General features: G+C 62.8%; 17 protein-coding genes and 1 pseudogene. 16 read left to right on the top strand and 2 right to left on the bottom strand.

What is annotated here, in order from left to right; genetic code table 11:
• Positions 1-264: 264 nt before the first annotated feature.
• The 15 genes and pseudogenes from paaF (at position 265) to paaZ (ending at position 15826) form a co-directional block, all read left to right on the top strand.
• The gene (gene paaF, locus VXM67_RS14035; protein WP_023380587.1) at positions 265-1038 is read left to right on the top strand and encodes a 2,3-dehydroadipyl-CoA hydratase PaaF; all 774 of its coding nucleotides are present in this window, start codon (positions 265-267) and stop codon (positions 1036-1038) included.
• A 36-nt stretch (positions 1039-1074) separates the two neighbouring features.
• Positions 1075-1866, top strand: a complete 792-nt coding sequence (paaG, locus tag VXM67_RS14030) for a 2-(1,2-epoxy-1,2-dihydrophenyl)acetyl-CoA isomerase PaaG (RefSeq protein WP_367237092.1) — start codon at positions 1075-1077, stop codon at positions 1864-1866.
• A gap of 2 nt (positions 1867-1868) precedes the next feature.
• Positions 1869-3386, top strand: a complete 1518-nt coding sequence (gene paaH, locus VXM67_RS14025) for a 3-hydroxyacyl-CoA dehydrogenase PaaH (protein WP_023380585.1) — start codon at positions 1869-1871, stop codon at positions 3384-3386.
• Positions 3379-3834 carry a hydroxyphenylacetyl-CoA thioesterase PaaI gene (gene paaI, locus VXM67_RS14020; protein ID WP_023380584.1) on the top strand — a complete coding sequence of 152 codons (456 nt, stop codon included), beginning with the start codon at positions 3379-3381 and terminating at the stop codon, positions 3832-3834. The genes paaH and paaI overlap by 8 nt, the downstream gene beginning before the upstream one ends.
• On the top strand, positions 3827-5047 hold the full coding sequence (pcaF, locus tag VXM67_RS14015; protein WP_027906950.1) for a 3-oxoadipyl-CoA thiolase: 1221 nt from the start codon (positions 3827-3829) through the stop codon (positions 5045-5047). Before paaI ends, pcaF begins: the two co-directional genes overlap by 8 nt.
• 112 nt (positions 5048-5159) lie before the next feature.
• The gene (gene paaK / locus VXM67_RS14010) at positions 5160-6479 is read left to right on the top strand and encodes a phenylacetate--CoA ligase PaaK (protein ID WP_023380582.1); all 1320 of its coding nucleotides are present in this window, start codon (positions 5160-5162) and stop codon (positions 6477-6479) included.
• 344 nt (positions 6480-6823) lie between these two features.
• Complete coding sequence (gene paaA, locus VXM67_RS14005; protein WP_023380581.1) at positions 6824-7813, top strand: 1,2-phenylacetyl-CoA epoxidase subunit PaaA; 990 nt, start codon at positions 6824-6826, stop codon at positions 7811-7813.
• A 25-nt stretch (positions 7814-7838) separates the two neighbouring features.
• Positions 7839-8120: a 1,2-phenylacetyl-CoA epoxidase subunit PaaB gene (gene paaB / locus VXM67_RS14000; protein WP_004374528.1), complete on the top strand. Its 282-nt coding sequence runs from the start codon at positions 7839-7841 to the stop codon at positions 8118-8120.
• 8 nt (positions 8121-8128) lie between these two features.
• The gene (gene paaC / locus VXM67_RS13995; RefSeq protein WP_023380580.1) at positions 8129-8887 is read left to right on the top strand and encodes a 1,2-phenylacetyl-CoA epoxidase subunit PaaC; all 759 of its coding nucleotides are present in this window, start codon (positions 8129-8131) and stop codon (positions 8885-8887) included.
• The gene (paaD, locus tag VXM67_RS13990; RefSeq protein WP_027906951.1) at positions 8874-9407 is read left to right on the top strand and encodes a 1,2-phenylacetyl-CoA epoxidase subunit PaaD; all 534 of its coding nucleotides are present in this window, start codon (positions 8874-8876) and stop codon (positions 9405-9407) included. The genes paaC and paaD overlap by 14 nt, the downstream gene beginning before the upstream one ends.
• 15 nt (positions 9408-9422) lie before the next feature.
• On the top strand, positions 9423-10499 hold the full coding sequence (gene paaE / locus VXM67_RS13985; RefSeq protein WP_023380578.1) for a 1,2-phenylacetyl-CoA epoxidase subunit PaaE: 1077 nt from the start codon (positions 9423-9425) through the stop codon (positions 10497-10499).
• Between the two features lie 117 nt (positions 10500-10616).
• Positions 10617-10925, top strand: a complete 309-nt coding sequence (locus VXM67_RS13980; protein ID WP_023380577.1) for a DUF485 domain-containing protein — start codon at positions 10617-10619, stop codon at positions 10923-10925.
• A pseudogene (locus tag VXM67_RS13975) lies at positions 10922-12484 on the top strand (cation acetate symporter); the annotation flags it as partial. The gene VXM67_RS13980 and the pseudogene VXM67_RS13975, both read left to right, overlap by 4 nt.
• Before the next feature lie 33 nt (positions 12485-12517).
• Positions 12518-13750, top strand: a complete 1233-nt coding sequence (locus VXM67_RS13970) for an OprD family porin (RefSeq protein ID WP_023380575.1) — start codon at positions 12518-12520, stop codon at positions 13748-13750.
• Positions 13751-13774: 24 nt separating this feature from the next.
• Entirely contained in the window at positions 13775-15826 is a 2052-nt protein-coding gene (gene paaZ / locus VXM67_RS13965) for a phenylacetic acid degradation bifunctional protein PaaZ (protein WP_315692447.1), read from the top strand.
• A gap of 26 nt (positions 15827-15852) precedes the next feature.
• Here the strand turns inward: paaZ and VXM67_RS13960 are convergent, their stop codons facing one another.
• Positions 15853-16101 carry a DUF6555 family protein gene (locus VXM67_RS13960; protein ID WP_023380573.1) on the bottom strand — a complete coding sequence of 83 codons (249 nt, stop codon included), beginning with the start codon at positions 16099-16101 and terminating at the stop codon, positions 15853-15855.
• Between the two features lie 93 nt (positions 16102-16194).
• Positions 16195-16746: an ATP-dependent Clp protease proteolytic subunit gene (locus VXM67_RS13955; RefSeq protein WP_023380572.1), complete on the bottom strand. Its 552-nt coding sequence runs from the start codon at positions 16744-16746 to the stop codon at positions 16195-16197.
• A gap of 203 nt (positions 16747-16949) precedes the next feature.
• Here VXM67_RS13955 and VXM67_RS13950 point away from each other — a divergent pair, with 203 nt between their 5' ends.
• Positions 16950-18731 (top strand): phosphoethanolamine transferase CptA, encoded by a 1782-nt coding sequence (locus VXM67_RS13950; RefSeq protein ID WP_081669648.1) that lies wholly within the window; start codon positions 16950-16952, stop codon positions 18729-18731.
• Positions 18732-18786 lie beyond the last annotated feature (55 nt).

Below are 18786 nucleotides of genomic sequence, written 5' to 3'. Positions count from 1 at the left end.
TTTTCAGCGTGGATGCGCGTGATTAGCGCCCGCCAGAAATCGCCTTTCAACCATTTTCTGCGGGATTTCGTCAGGTCAAACCGCGGTTCCATCAATGCATCACGCGCACTATTGGATACATAATCACGTATTCATGCTTGATATTGTGTATCGCATAAGGCATATACTGAAATACCTGAGCGTGGTTCGTGCCGCGCCCCTGCAAACAATTCCAATAAAAGCCGGCCATCCACTGCGCCGCGCGAGCAGCCTGAGGAATACGACATGCCTCGTTACCTTGATGTGCAGGCCCCTGAAAGCGGCGTGCGTCTGATCACCTTGCAACGGCCAGAAGCCCTCAATGCCCTGTGCACCGAGTTGTTGGAGCAGCTTGCCGCCGAGCTTGAAGACGCCGAACGCGACGAGCACACCCAGGTGGTCGTGCTGACCGGCAGCCGCAAGGCTTTCGCCGCCGGTGCCGATATTCGCGAGATGGCCGAGCGTGATCTGGTGGGCATCCTCAACGATCCCCGCGTTGCGCACTGGCAGCGGATCGCAACCTTTGCCAAGCCATTGATCGCCGCCGTGAATGGCTATGCCCTGGGCGGTGGCTGCGAGCTGGTGATGTGCTCAGACATTGTCATCGCTGGCGAGGATGCCCGCTTCGGCCAGCCCGAAATCAACCTCGGCATCATTCCAGGCGCCGGCGGCACCCAGCGCTTGCTGCGTGCCGTCGGCAAACCGCTGGCCATGCAGATGGTGCTGACAGGCGAGGCCATTGGCGCCCGCCATGCCTTGCAGGCCGGGCTGGTCAGTGAAATCACTCAGCCGGAACTGACTGTAGAGCGTGCTTTACAGGTCGCCCGAAGCATCGCCGCCAAAGCCCCCCTGGCCGTGCGACTGGCTAAGGAGGCCCTGCTCAAGGCCGGCGATATCGACCTTGCCAGCGGTCTGCGCTTCGAGCGCCATGCGTTCACGTTGCTCGCCGGAACCGCTGACCGCGACGAAGGCGTACGCGCCTTCATGGAAAAACGCCCGGCCCGGTTCACAGGCCGTTGATCCCCCTTCTTTATCGTTCGACACAGCGAGTCCGCCATGACCTTCGAGCACATCCTGTTTTCCATCGAGGACGGTGTCGTCCTCCTCTCACTGAACCGTCCGCAACAGCTGAACAGCTTCAATACGCAAATGCACATGGAGGTACGTGAAGCCATCAAGCAGGTACGCCAGAGCGCCGAGGCGCGGGTCCTGTTGCTGACCGCCGAGGGCCGCGGGTTCTGCGCTGGCCAGGATCTTTCAGACCGCAATGTCGCGCCGGGAGCGGCGATGCCTGACCTGGGTGAATCCATCGACCAGTTCTACAACCCGCTGGTGCGCGCCTTGCGTGACCTGCCGATGCCTGTGGTGTGTGCCGTCAACGGCGTCGCTGCCGGCGCCGGGGCAAATATTCCGTTAGCCTGCGACCTGGTGCTGGCAGCCCGCTCGGCCAGTTTCATCCAGGCTTTCTGCAAGATCGGTCTGGTTCCGGATTCTGGCGGTACCTGGCTGTTGCCGCGCCTTGTCGGTATGGCTCGCGCCAAGGCCCTGGCCCTGTTGGGCGAGCGACTGAGCGCCGAGCAAGCCGAGCGCTGGGGAATGATCCATCGCGTCGTCGATGACGCAGACCTGCGTGACGAAGCCCTTACCCTGGCCCGTCACCTGGCCACCCAGCCTACCTACGGCCTTGCCCTGATCAAGCGCAGCCTCAACGCCAGCTTCGACAACAGTTTCGATCAGCAACTGGAACTCGAACGCGACCTGCAGCGCCTGGCTGGGCGTAGCGATGACTACCGCGAAGGTGTAAGCGCGTTCATGAACAAGCGCACACCCGCGTTCGAGGGGCATTGAACATGAGCGCACTCGCCATCACTGCCCAGGTTGCCGTGATCGGTGCCGGCGCCATGGGCGCAGGTATCGCCCAGGTGGCCGCCCAGGCTGGCCACCCGGTCAAGCTGTACGACAACCGCCCAGGCGCGGCCGCCCAGGCCATTGCAGGAATCGACCGCCAGCTTGGACGCCTGGTCGACAAAGGCAAGCTGCAGGGTCAGGCCCGTGAGACCATCATCGGCCGCCTGAAACCGGTCGAGACCCTCGCCGAACTGGCAGACGCACGTCTCGTTGTCGAGGCCATCGTGGAGAACCTCCAGGTCAAGCAAAGCCTGCTGCGTCAGCTCGAAACCCTGTGCGCCGACGACTGCATTCTGGCCAGCAACACCTCTTCCTTGTCCATCACCAGCCTGGCGGCTGGCCTTGAGCGCCCGCACAATGTGATCGGCATGCATTTCTTCAACCCGGCGCCATTGATGGCACTGGTAGAGATCGTCTCCGGCCTGGCGACCGACCCGGCGTTGGCGCACGCCCTGTACAAGACCGCCAAAGCCTGGGGCAAGACGCCGGTGCATACCCGCTCGACGCCGGGGTTCATCGTCAACCGTGTGGCACGTCCTTTCTACGCCGAGAGCCTGCGACTGCTGCAAGAAGGCGCCGCCGATTGTGCGAGCCTTGATGCGTTGTTGCGCGATGCAGGCGGTTTTCGCATGGGCGCCTTCGAGCTGACCGACCTGATCGGCCATGACGTCAATTATGCCGTGACCTGCTCGGTGTTCGACGCCTTCTATGGTGACTTCCGCTTCCAGCCTTCGCTGGTGCAGAAAGAGTTGGTGGATGCAGGCCGCCTGGGCCGCAAATCCGGGCAAGGCTTTTATAGCTACGCCGAAGGAGCCGAGCGCCCCCCGGCATCGGTACTGCAGAGTGCGGCAAAGGTCGAACACTGTGTGGTCGAAGGTCATCTGGGGGTGATGCAGCCGCTGCTTGACCGCCTGCGCGCGGCAGGTGTCAGCGTGACCGAGCGTGCAGGCAAGGGACTGCTGCGCGTCGGCGACGCCACCTTGGCCTTGAGCGATGGCCGCCTGGCCAGCCAGCGCGCACGCGAGGATGGCCTGAGCAACTTGGTGCTGCTCGACCTGGCCCTGGACTATGCCACTGCAACCCGTCTTGCCATCGGTTGCGCTGCCGGCACCTGCCCTGCCGCTCGGGATCAGGCAGTGGCCCTGCTGCAACGTGCAGGCTTGCAGGTCACCGCTGTGGCCGACCTGCCCGGCCTGGTGGTGCTTAGGACAGTCGCCATGCTCGCCAACGAAGCCGCCGATGCCGTGCTGCAAGGCGTCGGCACGGCAGCCGACATCGACCTGGCCATGTGCGCCGGGGTCAATTACCCCTGCGGCCCGTTGGCCTGGGCCGAACACATCGGTGTCGACTACACCCTGCGCGTGCTCGACAACCTGCAACGCAGTTATGGCGAAAGCCGCTATCGCCCTTCCCTGCTGCTGCGACGCAGCAATGCCAATGGAGGCCGCCTGCATGACTGAACCTCAACGCACGCCCGACGAACTCGCCCAGGCCTGCGCCGATGCCATGTTCTCCCGCGACCAGGCCAGCCAGAGCCTGGGCATCGGTCTGCAAGACATCGCTGCCGGCAAGGCGCGCCTTGGCATGACGGTACGCGCCGACATGATCCAGGGGCATGGCACCTGCCACGGCGGCTTTCTATTCGCATTGGCCGATTCGGCGTTCGCCTTCGCCTGCAACAGCTACGACGAGGCAACGGTCGCGTCGGGCTGCAGCATCGACTACGTCGCCCCCGCACGGCTCGGCGACCAACTCACGGCAACGGCCATCGAGCTCACCCGTAAAGGCCGCACAGGCCTGTACGACGTGCGCATTGAAAACCAACACGGCGAGCTGATCGCCCTGTTCCACGGCAAATCCTACAAAGTGCGCGGCACGGTGCTGACGCAGGAGACGCAAGATGACTGAACCCATGCGCTTCGATGCATTGATCATCGATGCCGTTCGTACCCCGATTGGCCGCTATGCGGGCGCCTTGAGCGCAGTGCGTGCAGACGATCTGGCAGCGGTGCCGATCAAGGCGCTCATGCAGCGTCACCCCGAGCTGGACTGGCAGGCTATCGACGATGTGATCCTCGGATGTGCCAACCAGGCCGGCGAAGACAACCGCAACGTCGCGCGCATGGCCACATTGCTGGCTGGCCTACCCATTGCGGTGCCCGGGACCACCATCAACCGCCTGTGCGGCTCAGGCCTGGATGCCATCGGTAACGCTGCTCGTGCCCTGCGCTGCGGCGAGGCGGGGCTGATGCTGGCCGGTGGTGTCGAGTCGATGTCGCGAGCGCCCTTCGTCATGGGCAAGTCCGAGCAAGCCTTCGGCCGCAGCGCAGAGCTGTTTGATACGACCATCGGCTGGCGTTTCGTCAACCAGCTGATGCAGGCCACATATGGCATCGACTCGATGCCCGAAACAGCAGAAAACGTTGCCGCCCAGTTCGGTATCTCTCGCGCCGACCAGGACGCTTTCGCCTTGCGCAGCCAGCAAAAGGCCGCAGCAGCGCTGGCCAGCGGTCGTCTGGCACAAGAGATCGTGCCCGTGGAGATCGCCCAGCGCAAAGGCCCGGCCAAGCGCGTCGAACAGGACGAACACCCTCGCGGCGACACCACACTGGAACAATTGGCCAAGCTTGGCACGCCGTTTCGCGAAGGCGGCAGCGTCACCGCGGGCAATGCCTCGGGGGTGAACGACGGAGCCTGCGCGCTGCTGCTGGCCACCACTGCCGCCGCTCAGCGCTACGGACTCAAGGCTCGCGGCAGGGTCGTCGGCATGGCGGTGGCGGGCGTGGAGCCGCGCATCATGGGTATTGGCCCGGTACCGGCGACGCGCAAGGTGCTTGAGTTGACCGGTCTGTCCCTGGCCGACATGGACGTCATCGAACTCAACGAAGCCTTCGCTGCGCAAGGTCTGGCGGTGCTGCGCGAACTGGGCCTGGCCGATGACGACAAGCGGGTCAACCCAAACGGCGGCGCCATCGCCCTGGGGCATCCGTTGGGCATGAGTGGCGCGCGACTGGTCACCACCGCCCTGCACGAGCTTGAAAACACCCACGGCCGTTACGCCCTCTGCACCATGTGCATCGGTGTCGGCCAAGGCATTGCCATGGTCATCGAGCGCCTCTGACCAACGGCTTGTTACCCAGGACGGCGCAGCCGGTTATGCTGCGCCCATGACACTCACGGCCCAGGCGCTTTCAGAGAAACCGCCGGCGTACAAGAACAATTCGAGTGAAGCCATGAACATGTACCATGATGCCGATCGTGCCCTGCTGGACCCGATGGAAACCGCCAGTATCGACGCCCTGCGCCAGCATCAGCTAGAGCGACTGCGCTGGAGCCTGAAGCACGCTTACGACAACGTGCCACTGTACCGCCAGCGCTTCGACGAATGCGGCGCCCACCCCGATGACCTCAAGTGCCTGGAAGACCTGGCGAAGTTCCCCTTCACCGGCAAGAACGACCTGCGCGACAACTACCCCTACGGCATGTTCGCCGTGCCCCAGCAAGAGGTCGTGCGCCTGCATGCATCCAGCGGCACCACCGGCAAACCCACGGTGGTGGGTTACACCCAGAACGACATCGACACCTGGGCCAATGTGGTTGCCCGTTCGATTCGTGCCGCTGGCGGGCGCAAGGGCGACAAGGTACACGTCTCGTATGGCTACGGCCTGTTCACCGGCGGCCTGGGCGCCCATTACGGCGCCGAGCGTCTAGGGTGCACGGTCATCCCGATGTCCGGCGGCCAGACCGAGAAGCAGGTGCAGCTGATCCGCGATTTCCAGCCCGATATCATCATGGTCACGCCGTCCTACATGCTGAACCTGGCCGATGAAATCGAGCGCCAAGGCATCGACCCACAGGACCTCAAGCTGCGTCTGGGCATCTTCGGCGCCGAGCCTTGGACCGACGAGTTGCGTCGTTCCATCGAACAGCGCCTGGGCATCGACGCCCTGGACATCTATGGCCTGTCGGAAATCATGGGGCCAGGCGTGGCCATGGAATGCATCGAGACCAAGGACGGCCCGACCATCTGGGAGGACCACTTCTACCCCGAGATCATCGATCCGGTAACCGGCCAGGTGCTCCCAGACGGGCAATTGGGCGAGTTGGTGTTCACCTCGCTAAGCAAGGAGGCGCTACCGATGGTGCGTTATCGCACCCGCGACCTCACCCGCTTGTTGCCCGGCACGGCCAGGCCGATGCGACGGATTGGCAAGATCACTGGGCGCAGTGACGACATGCTGATCATCCGTGGGGTGAACGTGTTCCCGACGCAGATCGAAGAGCAGGTACTCAAAATAAAACAGCTTTCAGAGCTATACGAGATTCATCTGTATCGCAATGGAAACTTGGACAGTGTCGAAGTGCATGTCGAGCTGCGTGCCGAGTGCCAGCATCTGGACGAGGCGCAGCGCAAACTGCTGACCGGCGAGCTGACCAAGCAGATCAAGACCTACATCGGTATCAGCACCCAAGTGCGGCTACAGCCCTGCGGGACGCTCAAGCGTTCCGAGGGCAAGGCCTGTCATGTGTATGACAAACGGTTGGCCAGCTGATTTTTTGGTGTGCCTCAGATAGAGCGCCGCCCGCGCGGCGCATTGCGAGCAAAGCTCGCTCCTACACCTGTTTCGGGCCAATGAACTCTTTGGTGAACGACGCAATATCGAGTCGTACAAACCAGGCGGTCGCGCGCGTTTGTGACTGACGTTACTGGCCCGAAACAGACGTAGGAGCGAGCTTTGCTCGCAATGCGCCGCGCGGGCGGCGCTCGATTCATTGGCCACCTCAAGACTCCAGACAGGCAAAGCGATACACAAACGTTACGTGATACACATAAAACAGTTTGACGTTATGTTTTGTATCGCTTACAAATGACTCATGCCTTAGCAGGAGTCGGAACATGTACGCACAGCTAGTGGAAACCGGAGTCAAGCGCGTCAAGTCACTGGAGGAGATGTCGCCCGAGGAGCGCAACTTTCAGGAGAAGATCGACGCCGAAGTCAAGATCGAAGCCAAGAACTGGATGCCCGAGGCCTACCGCCAGACGCTGATCAGGCAGATCTCCCAGCACGCCCATTCGGAAATCGTCGGCATGCTGCCGGAAGGCAACTGGGTGACCCGCGCGCCGAGCCTCAAGCGCAAGCTGCAACTGATGGCCAAGATCCAGGACGAAGCCGGCCACGGTCTGTACCTTTACAGCGCCATGGAAACCCTCGGCGCGGACCGCGACGAAGAGATCGCCAAGCTGCACAGCGGCAAGGCCAAGTATTCGAGCATCTTCAACTACCCGACCCTGAGCTGGGCCGACATGGGTGCCGTGGGCTGGCTGGTCGATGGCGCCGCCATCGTCAACCAGGTGGTGCTACAGCGCACCTCCTACGGTCCCTACTCCCGCGCCATGATCCGCATCTGCAAGGAAGAGAGCTTCCACCAGCGCCAGGGCTACGAACTGCTGTTGACCATGATGCGCCACGGCACCCAGGCCCAGAAGGACATGGTCCAGGACGCCATCAACCGCCTGTGGTGGCCAGCGCTGATGATGTTCGGCCCCAGCGACGAGCACTCGCCCAACAGCGCCCAGTCGATGGCCTGGAAAATCAAGCGCCAGACCAACGATGAACTGCGCCAGCGCTTCATCGACCAGACCGTACCGCAACTCGAGCTACTGGGCTGCACCGCACCCGACCCGGCGCTGAAGTGGAACGAAGCCCGTGGCCACTACGACTTCGGCGAAATCCAGTGGGACGAGTTCTACGAAGTCATCAAGGGCAACGGCCCCTGCAACCAGGAGCGCGTCGCCACCCGGCGCAAGGCCATCGAGGATGGCGCCTGGGTCCGCGAAGCGGCCGTGGCCTATGCACGCAAGCAACAGAACAAGAACGCCGCCTGAGCGGCGATTGATGCGGAGATCGAAAATGTCTGTCTGGACCCTTTATGAAGTGTTCGTGCGCAGCAAGCACGGCCTGAACCACAAGCATGTCGGCAGCGTGCATGCCGCCGACGCCGCCATGGCGATCGAAAACGCCCGTGAGCTGTACACCCGCCGCAGCGAAGGCGTGAGCCTCTGGGTGGTTCCCTCGGCCTTGATCACCGCGTCCTCGCCCGATGAGAAAGACCCCTTGTTCGCCCCGTCCGACGACAAGGTGTACCGCCATGCCAGCTTCTATGAGCTGCCCGACGAAGTCGGACACATGTGAGGCCCGCCATGCACGAACAAAACCTCATTGCGTATCTGCTTCTGCTGGGTGACAGCGCCCTGGTCCAGGGCCAGCGTTTGTGCGAGTGGTGCGGCCGCGCCCCTGCCCTCGAAGAAGAACTGGCCCTGATGAACGTCGGCCTCGACCTGGTCGGCCAGGCGCGCAACTGGCTGGAATATGCTGCAGAACTGCTCGATGACGGCCGCGATGCCGATGCCCTGGCGTTTCGCCGGGACGAGCGGGCGTTCCGTAACTTGCTGCTGGTCGAACAGCCCAATGGCGACTTCGCCGTCACCATGACCAAGCAGTTCCTCTACGACGCCTGGCACCTTGCCGTGCTGCAGCAGCTTCAGGCATCCAGCGACGAGCGGATCGCCGGTATCGCTGCCAAGGCGGTCAAGGAAGTCACCTACCACCTGCGCCGCTCTGGCGAGTGGGTACAGCGCCTCGGGGGCGGCACCGACGAGAGCCGCCGACGCATGCTCGATGCGATTGCAGCGCTGTGGCGTTTCACGGTCGAGCTGAACACCGGCAGCGACGGCGAAGTGCAGCTGGCCGAGGCGGGTATCGCTGCTGATCCAACTCAGGTAGGCGCTGCCTGGCTCAAGCAGGTGAGCACGGTATTCGACTCGGTCGACCTGCCGTTGCCCAAAGCCGCCAGTCACTTCTACCTCGACGGTCGCAAAGGCCTGCACACCGAACATCTGGGCTTGCTGTTGGCCGAGATGCAGTTCCTGCCAAGGGCATATCCCGATGCAACCTGGTGAGCTGATTACCAGCGACCGTCGCGCCCGTGCGCTGCGCGGTGATGACCTGTCCCTCGCCTGGAAGACGCTGGAGCAGGTCATGGACCCCGAAGTGCCAGTGGTCAGCGTCGTCGACCTTGGCATCGTCCGGGACCTCGACTGGCGCGCCGGTCACCTGCACCTGGTGGTCACGCCCACCTACTCTGGGTGCCCGGCCACCGAGGTGATCGAGGACGATATTCGTCATGCCCTGGAACAAGCCGGTTTTGCCGCGCCGCAGCTGGAGCGTCGACTGACCCCGGCCTGGACCACCGATTGGATCACCCCCCAAGGCAGAGAACGCCTGTTGGCCTACGGCATCGCTCCCCCTGAGGGCAACCCCAGCAAGCGCAGCCTGCTGGGCGAACCGCCGCAGGTGTGCTGCCCGCAGTGCGGCAGTCGCCACACCGAGTTGCTCAGCCAGTTTGGCTCCACCGCATGCAAGGCGTTGTACCGCTGCCGCGAGTGCCTGGAGCCGTTCGACTATTTCAAATGCATTTGAGCCGTGGAGACCACCATGAGCCAGTTTCACAGCCTGACCGTCAAGCAAGTGCGCCCCGAAACCCGTGATGCGGTGTCCATTGCCTTCGATGTGCCCGAGCACCTGCGGGAAACGTTCCGCTTCACCCAAGGCCAGTACCTGGTGATGCGCACCCAACTGAATGACGAAGAAGTCCGCCGGTCCTACTCCATCTGCAGCGCAGTGCAGGACGGCGAACTGCGTGTGGCCGTCAAGCGCGTGCCAGGCGGTCGCTTCTCGGCGTTCGCCAACGAGGCGCTCAAGGCCGGCCAGCAGCTGGAGGTCATGCCGCCGTCCGGCAGCTTCTTCGTGCCGCTGGACCCCACGCGCCAGGGCAATTACCTGGGTGTAGCTGCCGGCAGTGGCATCACCCCCATTCTGTCGATCATCGCCACCACCCTAGCCAGCGAACCGAACAGCCGCTTCACCCTGCTCTACGGCAACCGTTCCAGTTCCGGCGCGCTGTTTCGCGACAAGCTCGAAGACCTCAAGAACCGCTACCTCGACCGCCTGAACCTGATTTTCGTGTTCAGCCGCGAGCAGCAGGACGTCGACCTCTACAACGGTCGCATCGATGCCGACAAGTGCGGCCAGCTGTTCTCCCGTTGGATGGATGTTTCGAGCCTGGATGCCGCGTTCGTTTGCGGCCCACAGGCGATGACCGAAACCGTGCGTGAAAGTCTGCAGGCCAATGGCATGGCCAATGAGCGCATCCATTTCGAGTTGTTCGCCGCCGCTGGCAGCCAAGCCCGTCGCGAAGCCCGCGAGGCGGCGCGCCAGGTCGACTCCGCGCTCAGCCACATCACCGTGATCAGCGATGGCCGCGCCCTTACCTTCGACCTGCCGCGCAATACCCAGAACGTGCTGGACGCCGGCAACGCCATCGGCGCCGAACTGCCCTACTCGTGCAAGGCCGGTGTGTGCTCCACCTGCAAGTGTCGGGTGATCGAGGGCGAAGTCGAGATGGACAGTAACCACGCGCTGGAGGACTACGAAGTGGCGGCCGGTTATGTGCTGTCGTGCCAGACCTACCCGGTGAGCGACAAGGTGGTCCTTGATTTCGACCAGCTCTGACACCTGGCCTACCGCAGCCTCTCCCGGAGCGGCTGTGGGATATCCATGGCGCTGAACTGCCTAGCAACACCCGCGTGACCTCAACACAACAATTACAACACCCAGAGATCGCTTCCCATGACACCCGAACACATCGACAGCATCGCCAACCACCCCGACTTCCAGCACCTGGTCCGGTCCAAGCGCCGCCTCAATGGCAGCCTGACCTTGGCCATGCTGGTGATTTACTACGGCTTCGTGCTGCTGGTGGCATTTTCCCCCAGCACCCTGGGCCAGTCCCTGAGCGGCGGCGTCACCACCGTCGGCATGCTGGTGGGCGTCCTGATGGTGTTGCTGTCCTTCGCGCTGACCGGCCTCTACGTGCACCGTGCCAACAACGTCCTCGACCCCCTGAACGACAAGGTCAAGCAGGAGTGCGCACGATGAACTGGACTGCCATCTCGATGTTCATGGTGTTCGTCTGCTTTACCCTGCTGGTCACTCGCTGGGCAGCGATGCGCACGCGCTCGGCCAGCGACTTCTACACCGCCGGCGGAGGCCTGACCGGCATGCAGAACGGCCTGGCGATTGCGGGCGACATGATCAGCGCCGCCTCGTTCCTGGGCATCTCGGCGATGATGTTCATGAACGGCTATGACGGCTTGCTCTATGCCCTGGGTGTACTGGCCGGGTGGCCGATCATTCTGTTCCTGATCGCCGAACGCCTGCGCAACCTGGGCAAGTACACTTTCGCCGATGTGGTCTCCTACCGCCTGGCGCAGACGCCGGTGCGTCTGAGCTCGGCGTTCGGCACCCTGGCCGTGGCGCTGATGTACCTGGTGGCGCAAATGGTCGGTGCCGGGAAGCTGATCGAGCTGCTGTTCGGCATCAGCTACCTGTATGCGGTGATCCTGGTCGGAGTACTGATGGTCGCCTACGTGACTTTCGGCGGCATGCTCGCCACCACCTGGGTGCAGATCATCAAGGCGGTGATGCTGCTGTCGGGTACCAGTTTCATGGCCTTCATGGTGCTCAAGCACTTCGGTTTCAGCACCGAGGCCATGTTCGCCAATGCCGTGGCGGTGCACGCCAAAGGGCAGGCGATCATGGCACCTGGCGGCTTGCTGTCGAACCCTATCGACGCTATCTCACTCGGCCTGGGCATGATGTTCGGCACTGCCGGCCTGCCCCATATCCTGATGCGTTTCTTCACCGTCAGCGATGCCAAGGAGGCCCGAAAGAGTGTGTTCTATGCCACTGGTTTCATTGGCTATTTCTACCTGCTACTGATCGTCATCGGCTTTGGTGCCATCGTCATGGTCGGCACCGAGCCAGCCTACCGCGACGCCAGTGGTGCGATCATCGGTGGTGGCAACATGGTCGCCGTACACCTCGCTCAGGCCGTGGGGGGCAACCTGTTCCTGGGCTTCATCTCGGCCGTGGCCTTCGCCACCATCCTAGCGGTGGTCGCCGGCCTTGCGCTGTCCGGCGCCTCCGCCGTGTCCCACGATCTCTACGCGTGCGTGGTGCGCAAGGGCCAGGCCAGCGAACAGCAGGAAATGCGCGTCTCGCGTATCGCCACGCTGGTGATTGGTTTGCTGGCGGTCGTGCTGGGACTGGTGTTCGAGTCGCAGAACATCGCCTTCCTGTCTGGACTGGTGCTGGCCGTGGCCGCTTCGGTCAACTTCCCAGTGCTGCTGCTTTCGATGTTCTGGAAAGGCCTGACCACCCGAGGCGCAGTGTGCGGCAGCATGGCCGGGCTGGTTTCGGCCATCGTGTTGGTCGTGCTGGGCCCGGCAGTGTGGGTCAACGTGCTGCACAACGAACAAGCGCTGTTCCCTTACAGCAACCCCGCGTTGTTCTCCATGAGCCTGGCCTTCCTCTGCGCCTGGGTGTTCTCGGTAACAGACACCTCCGCGCGTGCCAGCGAGGAGCGTGGGCGCTACCTGGCGCAGTTCATCCGCTCCATGACCGGTATCGGCGCCGCTGGCGCCAGCAAGCACTGACCCCAGAACAGCATCATGTCGGATAAAAAAACAATGAACCGCACGCATCTGACCTCAGCCGCCTGGCTCGCCACACTTGCCCTGCCCTTGCCGGCCATGGCGGACTTCATCGACGACAGCCATGCACGGCTGGAATTGCGCAACCACTACATCAACCGCGACTTCCGTCAGGCTAACGCTCCCCAGGCCAAGGCCGAGGAATGGGGCCAAGGTTTCACCGCACGACTGGAATCGGGATTCACCGAAGGTCCCGTGGGCTTTGGTGTGGATGCCATGGGCCAGCTTGGCATCAAGCTCGACTCCAGCCGCGACCGGCGCAACACCGGCCTGCTGCCGTTCGGACCGAACAGCCATGAGCCGGTGGATGACTACAGCGAGTTGGGCCTGACCGGCAAGGTGCGGGTCTCCAAGAGCACGCTGCGCCTGGGCACCTTGCAACCGATCCTGCCAGTGGTGGTGTACAACGACACCCGCCTGCTGTCGTCGACCTTCCAGGGCGGACTGCTGACCAGCCAGGACATCGATGGGCTGACCGTCAACGCCGGGCGCCTGAGCAAAGTCAACCTGCGCGACTCGTCCGGCCGCGACGATATGGGCTACGGCGCCGCCAGCAGCGATCACCTGGACCTGGCCGGTGGCAGCTACGCCATCACCCCGCAGGCCACTGTCAGCTACTACTACGCCAAGCTCGACGAGATCTACCGCCAGCAGTTCGTCGGCCTGGTGCACACCCAGCCCCTGGGCGAAGGCGTGAGCTTGCGTAGCGACCTGCGCTACTTCGACAGCCGCGGCGACGGTGCCGAGCGCGCGGGCAACATCGACAACCGCAACTTCAACGCCCTGTTCACACTGGGCGTGAAGGCCCACAAGTTCACCGCCACCTGGCAGCAGATGTCCGGCGACAGCGCCTTTCCATTCGTCAACGGCGGTGACCCGTTCACCGTCAACCTGGTGACCTACAACACCTTCACCCGTGCCGGGCTGGACTCCTGGCAAGTGCGCTACGACTACGACTTCGTGGCGATGGGCATCCCCGGCCTGAGTTTCATGACCCGCTACACCGACGGCCGCCATGCCGAGACCGCCACGCTCAGCAATGGTCGTGAGCGTGAGCGCGACACCGACCTTACCTACGTCATCCAGAGCGGCCCATTCAAGGACGTCAGCCTGCGTTGGCGCAACGTCACCTTCCGTTCCGGCAACGGCCTGACCAATGCCGTGGACGAAAACCGCCTGATCATCGGCTACACCCTGGCGCTGTGGTAACAGCGCCTTCTTGAGGAGAACAGCATGTCCGACGCCCCAACCCTGCAGAGTTTCATCGCCGGCCGCTGGATCGGCCAGCACGGCGCCCAGGCGCTGCGCAGTGCCCTGGACGGTCACGTCCTGGCCTATAGCCACGAAGAGCGCCCGGACTTCGCCGAAGCCATGGACTTCGCCCGGGCACGTGGCCTTGCAGAACTGATGGCCATGGATTTCCAGCAGCGCGCTGCCCGCCTGAAGGCTCTGGCCCTTTACCTGGCCGAGCGCAAAGAACAGCTCTACGCCCTGTCCCACCACAGCGGCGCTACCCGCGCCGACAGCTGGATCGACATCGAAGGCGGCAACGCCACGCTGTTTTCCTATGCAGGCATTGGCAGCCGCGAACTGCCGTCCGGCAACCTGGTGCATGAAGGTCCGGCGATTCCATTGGGCAAAAAAGGCCATTTCGCCGGTAGCCACATCCTGGTGCCGCGCGCCGGCGTGGCTGTGCACATCAATGCCTTCAACTTCCCAATCTGGGGCATGCTCGAGAAATTTGCCCCGACCTTCCTGGCTGGCATGCCGTGCATCGTCAAGCCGGCGACCTCCACCAGCTACCTTACCGAAGCCGTGGTGCGCCTGATGAACGAGTCCGGCTTGTTGCCGGCCGGCAGCCTGCAACTGGTGATCGGCAGCACAGGCGACTTGCTCGACCGCCTGCAAGGCCAGGATGTGGTGACCTTCACCGGCTCCGCCGATACCGCCGCCAAATTGCGGGTAACACCGAACCTGGTGCGCAACTCTGTGCCCTTCACCGCCGAAGCCGACTCACTCAACTGCGCCATACTTGGGCCGGACGTCACCCCGGACAGCGAAGAGTTCGAACTGTACATCAAGGAAGTGGTGCGCGAGATGACCACCAAGGCCGGACAAAAGTGCACGGCGATCCGCCGCGCCATCGTTCCAGCCAAGCACCTTGACGCTGTCGCTACCCGCTTGCGTGAACGCTTGAGCAAGGTGGTGGTGGGTGATCCTTCGGTCGAAGGTGTGCGCATGGGGGCCCTGGCGTCCCACGACCAGCAGCGCGATGTCGGCGAGCGCGTACGCAGCCTGCTGGAAAGTTGCGACCAGCTGTTCGGTGCGGGTGATGGCTTTGCCCCAGTGGGCGAAGGTGTTGCCGAGGGTGCATTCTTCGCCCCGACCCTGCTTCAGGCCCGGGATCCTCACGCCGAGGGCGGAGCCCACGATATCGAAGCCTTCGGCCCGGTCAGCACGCTGATGGCGTATGACGACCTGGACGAGGCCCTGGCTCTCGCCGCCCGTGGTAAAGGTAGCCTGGTGGCGACGCTGGTCACCGCCGACCGTGCAGTGGCAGCCAAGGCCATTCCGGCTGCAGCCGCCTGGCATGGTCGTCTGTTGGTGCTGGACCGCGAGGCCGCGCAAGAGTCCACCGGCCACGGCTCGCCGCTGCCGCAATTGAAACATGGCGGCCCCGGCCGAGCGGGCGGCGGTGAAGAGCTGGGCGGCTTGCGTGCGGTCAAGCACTACCTGCAGCGCGCCGCCGTGCAAGGCTCGCCAAGCATGCTCACCGCCGTCACCGGCGAGTATGTCCGCGGCGCTGAAGTGATCGAAACCGAAGTTCACCCGTTCCGCCGCCATTTCGACGACCTGCGCATCGGCGAGTCGCTGCTGACGCACCGTCGCACCGTCACCGAAGCCGACCTGGTCAACTTCGGCTGCCTGTCGGGCGATCATTTCTACATGCACTTCGACGAGATCGCCGCCAAGCAATCGCAGTTTGCCAAGCGCATCGCCCATGGCTACTTCGTGCTGTCTGCCGCTGCCGGGCTGTTCGTCTCCCCCGGCGCCGGACCCGTGCTGGCCAACTACGGCCTGGACACCCTGCGCTTCATCAACCCGGTTGGCATTGGCGACACCATTCAGGCGCGCTTGACCTGCAAGCGCAAGATCGACCAAGGCAAGACCAGTCCTCTTGGCCAACCCCAAGGCGTGGTGGCCTGGGACGTGGAGGTCACCAACCAGTTGGGCGAGCTGGTCGCCAGCTACGACATCCTGACCCTGGTGCTCAAACGCTCCTGAGTGTGCGAACGCGCCCCCTGCAGGCCTCACTGCGGGGGCCGCTGACGGTCACCGGAAGCTCGCCAGCTGACCTCGGTGATGCCATAGCGCTCAGCCATCGGACGGCTGACTTTCCTGAGCTTTTCCCGCCCGAACTTCGGAATCACCCCGATCCCCGCGTCACAGCTGGCCCAATGCCAGGCGTCGGCGTTGTCCAGCCGGTCCAGGCGGATGATGAAGCTGCGCGGCTGGCCGTGCAGTTGATAGTCGATGATATACAGCTGTGGGCTAGGCATCGCAGGGGGCCTCCTGTTCTCCGTGGATGAGCCTTTGATGGATCAGGGTTTTTCCAGAAAATTCAAAACGCTGTTCAGCGACTGAGAGGGGTTTCACGCATGCACACTCCATTGGGTGGCCTCGGAACCGATCGCGAGCTCGTCGATGGCGTGGATCAGCCCGCTTTGCAGCGCTTCGTGGGGGCCCAGAATGCGCGGGTAGGCCATCAGGTAGCGAGGTACATCCAGGGCTTCGGCACTGCCTTCGGTTCTTTCGGCAACGATCTGCGCATAGAGGCGCAAGTCATAGTCCAGGCTCATGGCGTACTCAGCCATCCGCGCATGGTCCACCGAGCCATGCAGTGTCCAGTGAAACGGATGGAACAGGAATTTGCTGTAGCTGCAGGCCGTGCGGTGCTCGCCCGCGAGGAACAGAATGTTGCCCATCGACTCCACGGTACCCAGGTTGTGGGTATGCAACGCGATGGGCAGGCTACGTAGGAAGTTGTACAAGGTGAAACCGTAACTGCATTCACCGCCCATGGTGGCGATGTTCAACTGCAACACATCGGCGCCCTGCTGGATCGCCTTGCCGCACGTGCTGATCAGGTTGCCACAGGTGGACGAGTTGATAGGTCCGGTGAAGTGGATGATATGTCTGGCCATGCTGGTCTCCGCATTCGGGGTGGCCCAGGGGCGCTCATCAAAAAAGAGCTCCCTTGGGTGGAATCTCCAAGCGCTGGCAAAGTTCCCTCGAAATGACCCATCGGCGACTTTCTGTTGACGTTATTTTCACAGTCCTCCCTTTAGCGTCACGGCCTTTCCGGCAGCCGCAGGACTCGCGGCCGCCATGGTTCAACGAGGCAAACGTGTCAGACACTACATCCCCTTCCACCGCAAAACGCCTGGACTGGGCCGGCCTGGGCTGGCTACTTCTGTTCTTCTGGTACTTCTCCGGCGTCACCCAGGCGCTCTTGCTGTTCAGCGGTACCACAGGCTTTGCCGGTTTTCGCGACGCCTTGTTCCTGAGCAGCCTCTGGCTTGCCCCGGTGTTATTGCTGCCGCGCTTCACCCGCGCCACCGCGGCAGTGATTGGCCTGGTGCTATGGGGCGCCTCCCTGGTGGGCTTGAGCTACTTCGGCATCTATCGCCAGGAGTTCTCGCAAAGCGTCATTTTCGTGATGTTCGAGTCCAACACTGCAGAGGCGAGCGAGTACTTCAGCCAGTACTTCAGTATCTGGCTGGGCTTGGCACTGCTGCTGTACACCGCGGTCGCCGTGCTGCTATGGAAGCGCATTCGCCCGGTTTCGCTGCCTCTTCGCAGTCGCGTTCCGGTAGTTGTTCTGCTGTTGGCGGCGAACCTCGTCTACCCCTTCTACAAACAGATGGTCAATCAGCAGCGCAATTTTGCCGACGCGATGGAAAAGGTCGAGCAGCGCATGGAACCGGCGGTCCCCTGGCAGTTGTTGGTCGGCTACCGGCAGTATCGCCAGCAACTGGACAACATGCAGGCACTGCTGGCCCGCAACGCCTCGTTGCCGCCCTTGAAAAATCTCCATGACAGCAGCGGTACCGAACCGCGCACCTTGGTGCTGGTGCTGGGCGAATCCACAACCCGCGAACACATGCACCTGTATGGCTACAACCGTCCGACCACCCCGAATCTCGACGCTCTGGCGGCCAGCGACAAAGGCCTGACGGTATTCCACAACGTGGTTTCGCCTCGCCCTTACACCATCGAGGTGATGCAGCAGATCCTGACGTTCGGTGACCAGCAGAACCCGGACCGCTTCCTCACCGATCCATCGTTGATCAACCTGATGAAACAGGCGGGCTACAAGACCTTCTGGATCACCAACCAGCAGACCATGACCAAGCGCAACACCATGCTGACCACGTTCTCCCAGCAGACCGACGAGCAGGTCTACCTGAACAACCAGCGCAATCAGAACGCCAGCCAGTATGACGACGTGGTGCTTTCACCGTTCGAGAAGGCATTGCAAGACCCCGCACCGAACAAGTTCATCATCGTCCACCTGCTAGGGACGCACATGGATTACCGCTATCGCTATCCGCAGGCCTACGATCGCTTCACAGACCGGCAAGGTGTTCCGCCTCAGCTCACCGACAGCCAGGCAGACACCTACAATTTCTACGATAATGCGGTGTTGTATAACGACTACGTGGTTTCGAGCCTGATCAAACGTTACTCGGCAAGCGCTGCCAATGGCTTCCTGATGTACCTGTCCGACCACGGCGAAGATGTGTACAGCTCGGGTAATCATGACCGCCTGGGACGTAACGAAGGCGCCCCGACCCGGCCGATGTACACCATTCCATTCTTACTCTGGACCTCGCCAAGCTGGCAGGCCACGCATCCGCGCGACTTCCAGGCGATGGCCAACCGGGCCTACAGCAGCTCGCACCTGATCCATACGCTGTCAGACCTCGCGGGGCTCAGCTATGACCGCTACGAGCCGAAGAAGAGCCTGGTCAGTTCGCAATTCGTGGCGGCGCCACGTTGGATTGGCGACCCCTATCGCAAGGACGGTCTGCATGAGTTCGACCAGTTGCCGCAGGATACCCTGGACAAGGCCACCCGGGTGCAGGGCACGGCGAACGCCGCCAATCCTAACCCTGGCAAGATCTGAGAGGTTGAGCGAAACGCGGCAATGCAGTGCCAGGACATGCCCGGCACTGCAGCGC

Source organism: Pseudomonas sp. Rh2, assembly GCF_040762985.1.
In the GTDB taxonomy this organism is placed as follows: domain Bacteria; phylum Pseudomonadota; class Gammaproteobacteria; order Pseudomonadales; family Pseudomonadaceae; genus Aquipseudomonas; species Aquipseudomonas taiwanensis.
The sequence above is the reverse complement of the archived record's forward strand: the minus strand, read 5'-3'. Positions and strand labels throughout refer to the sequence as shown.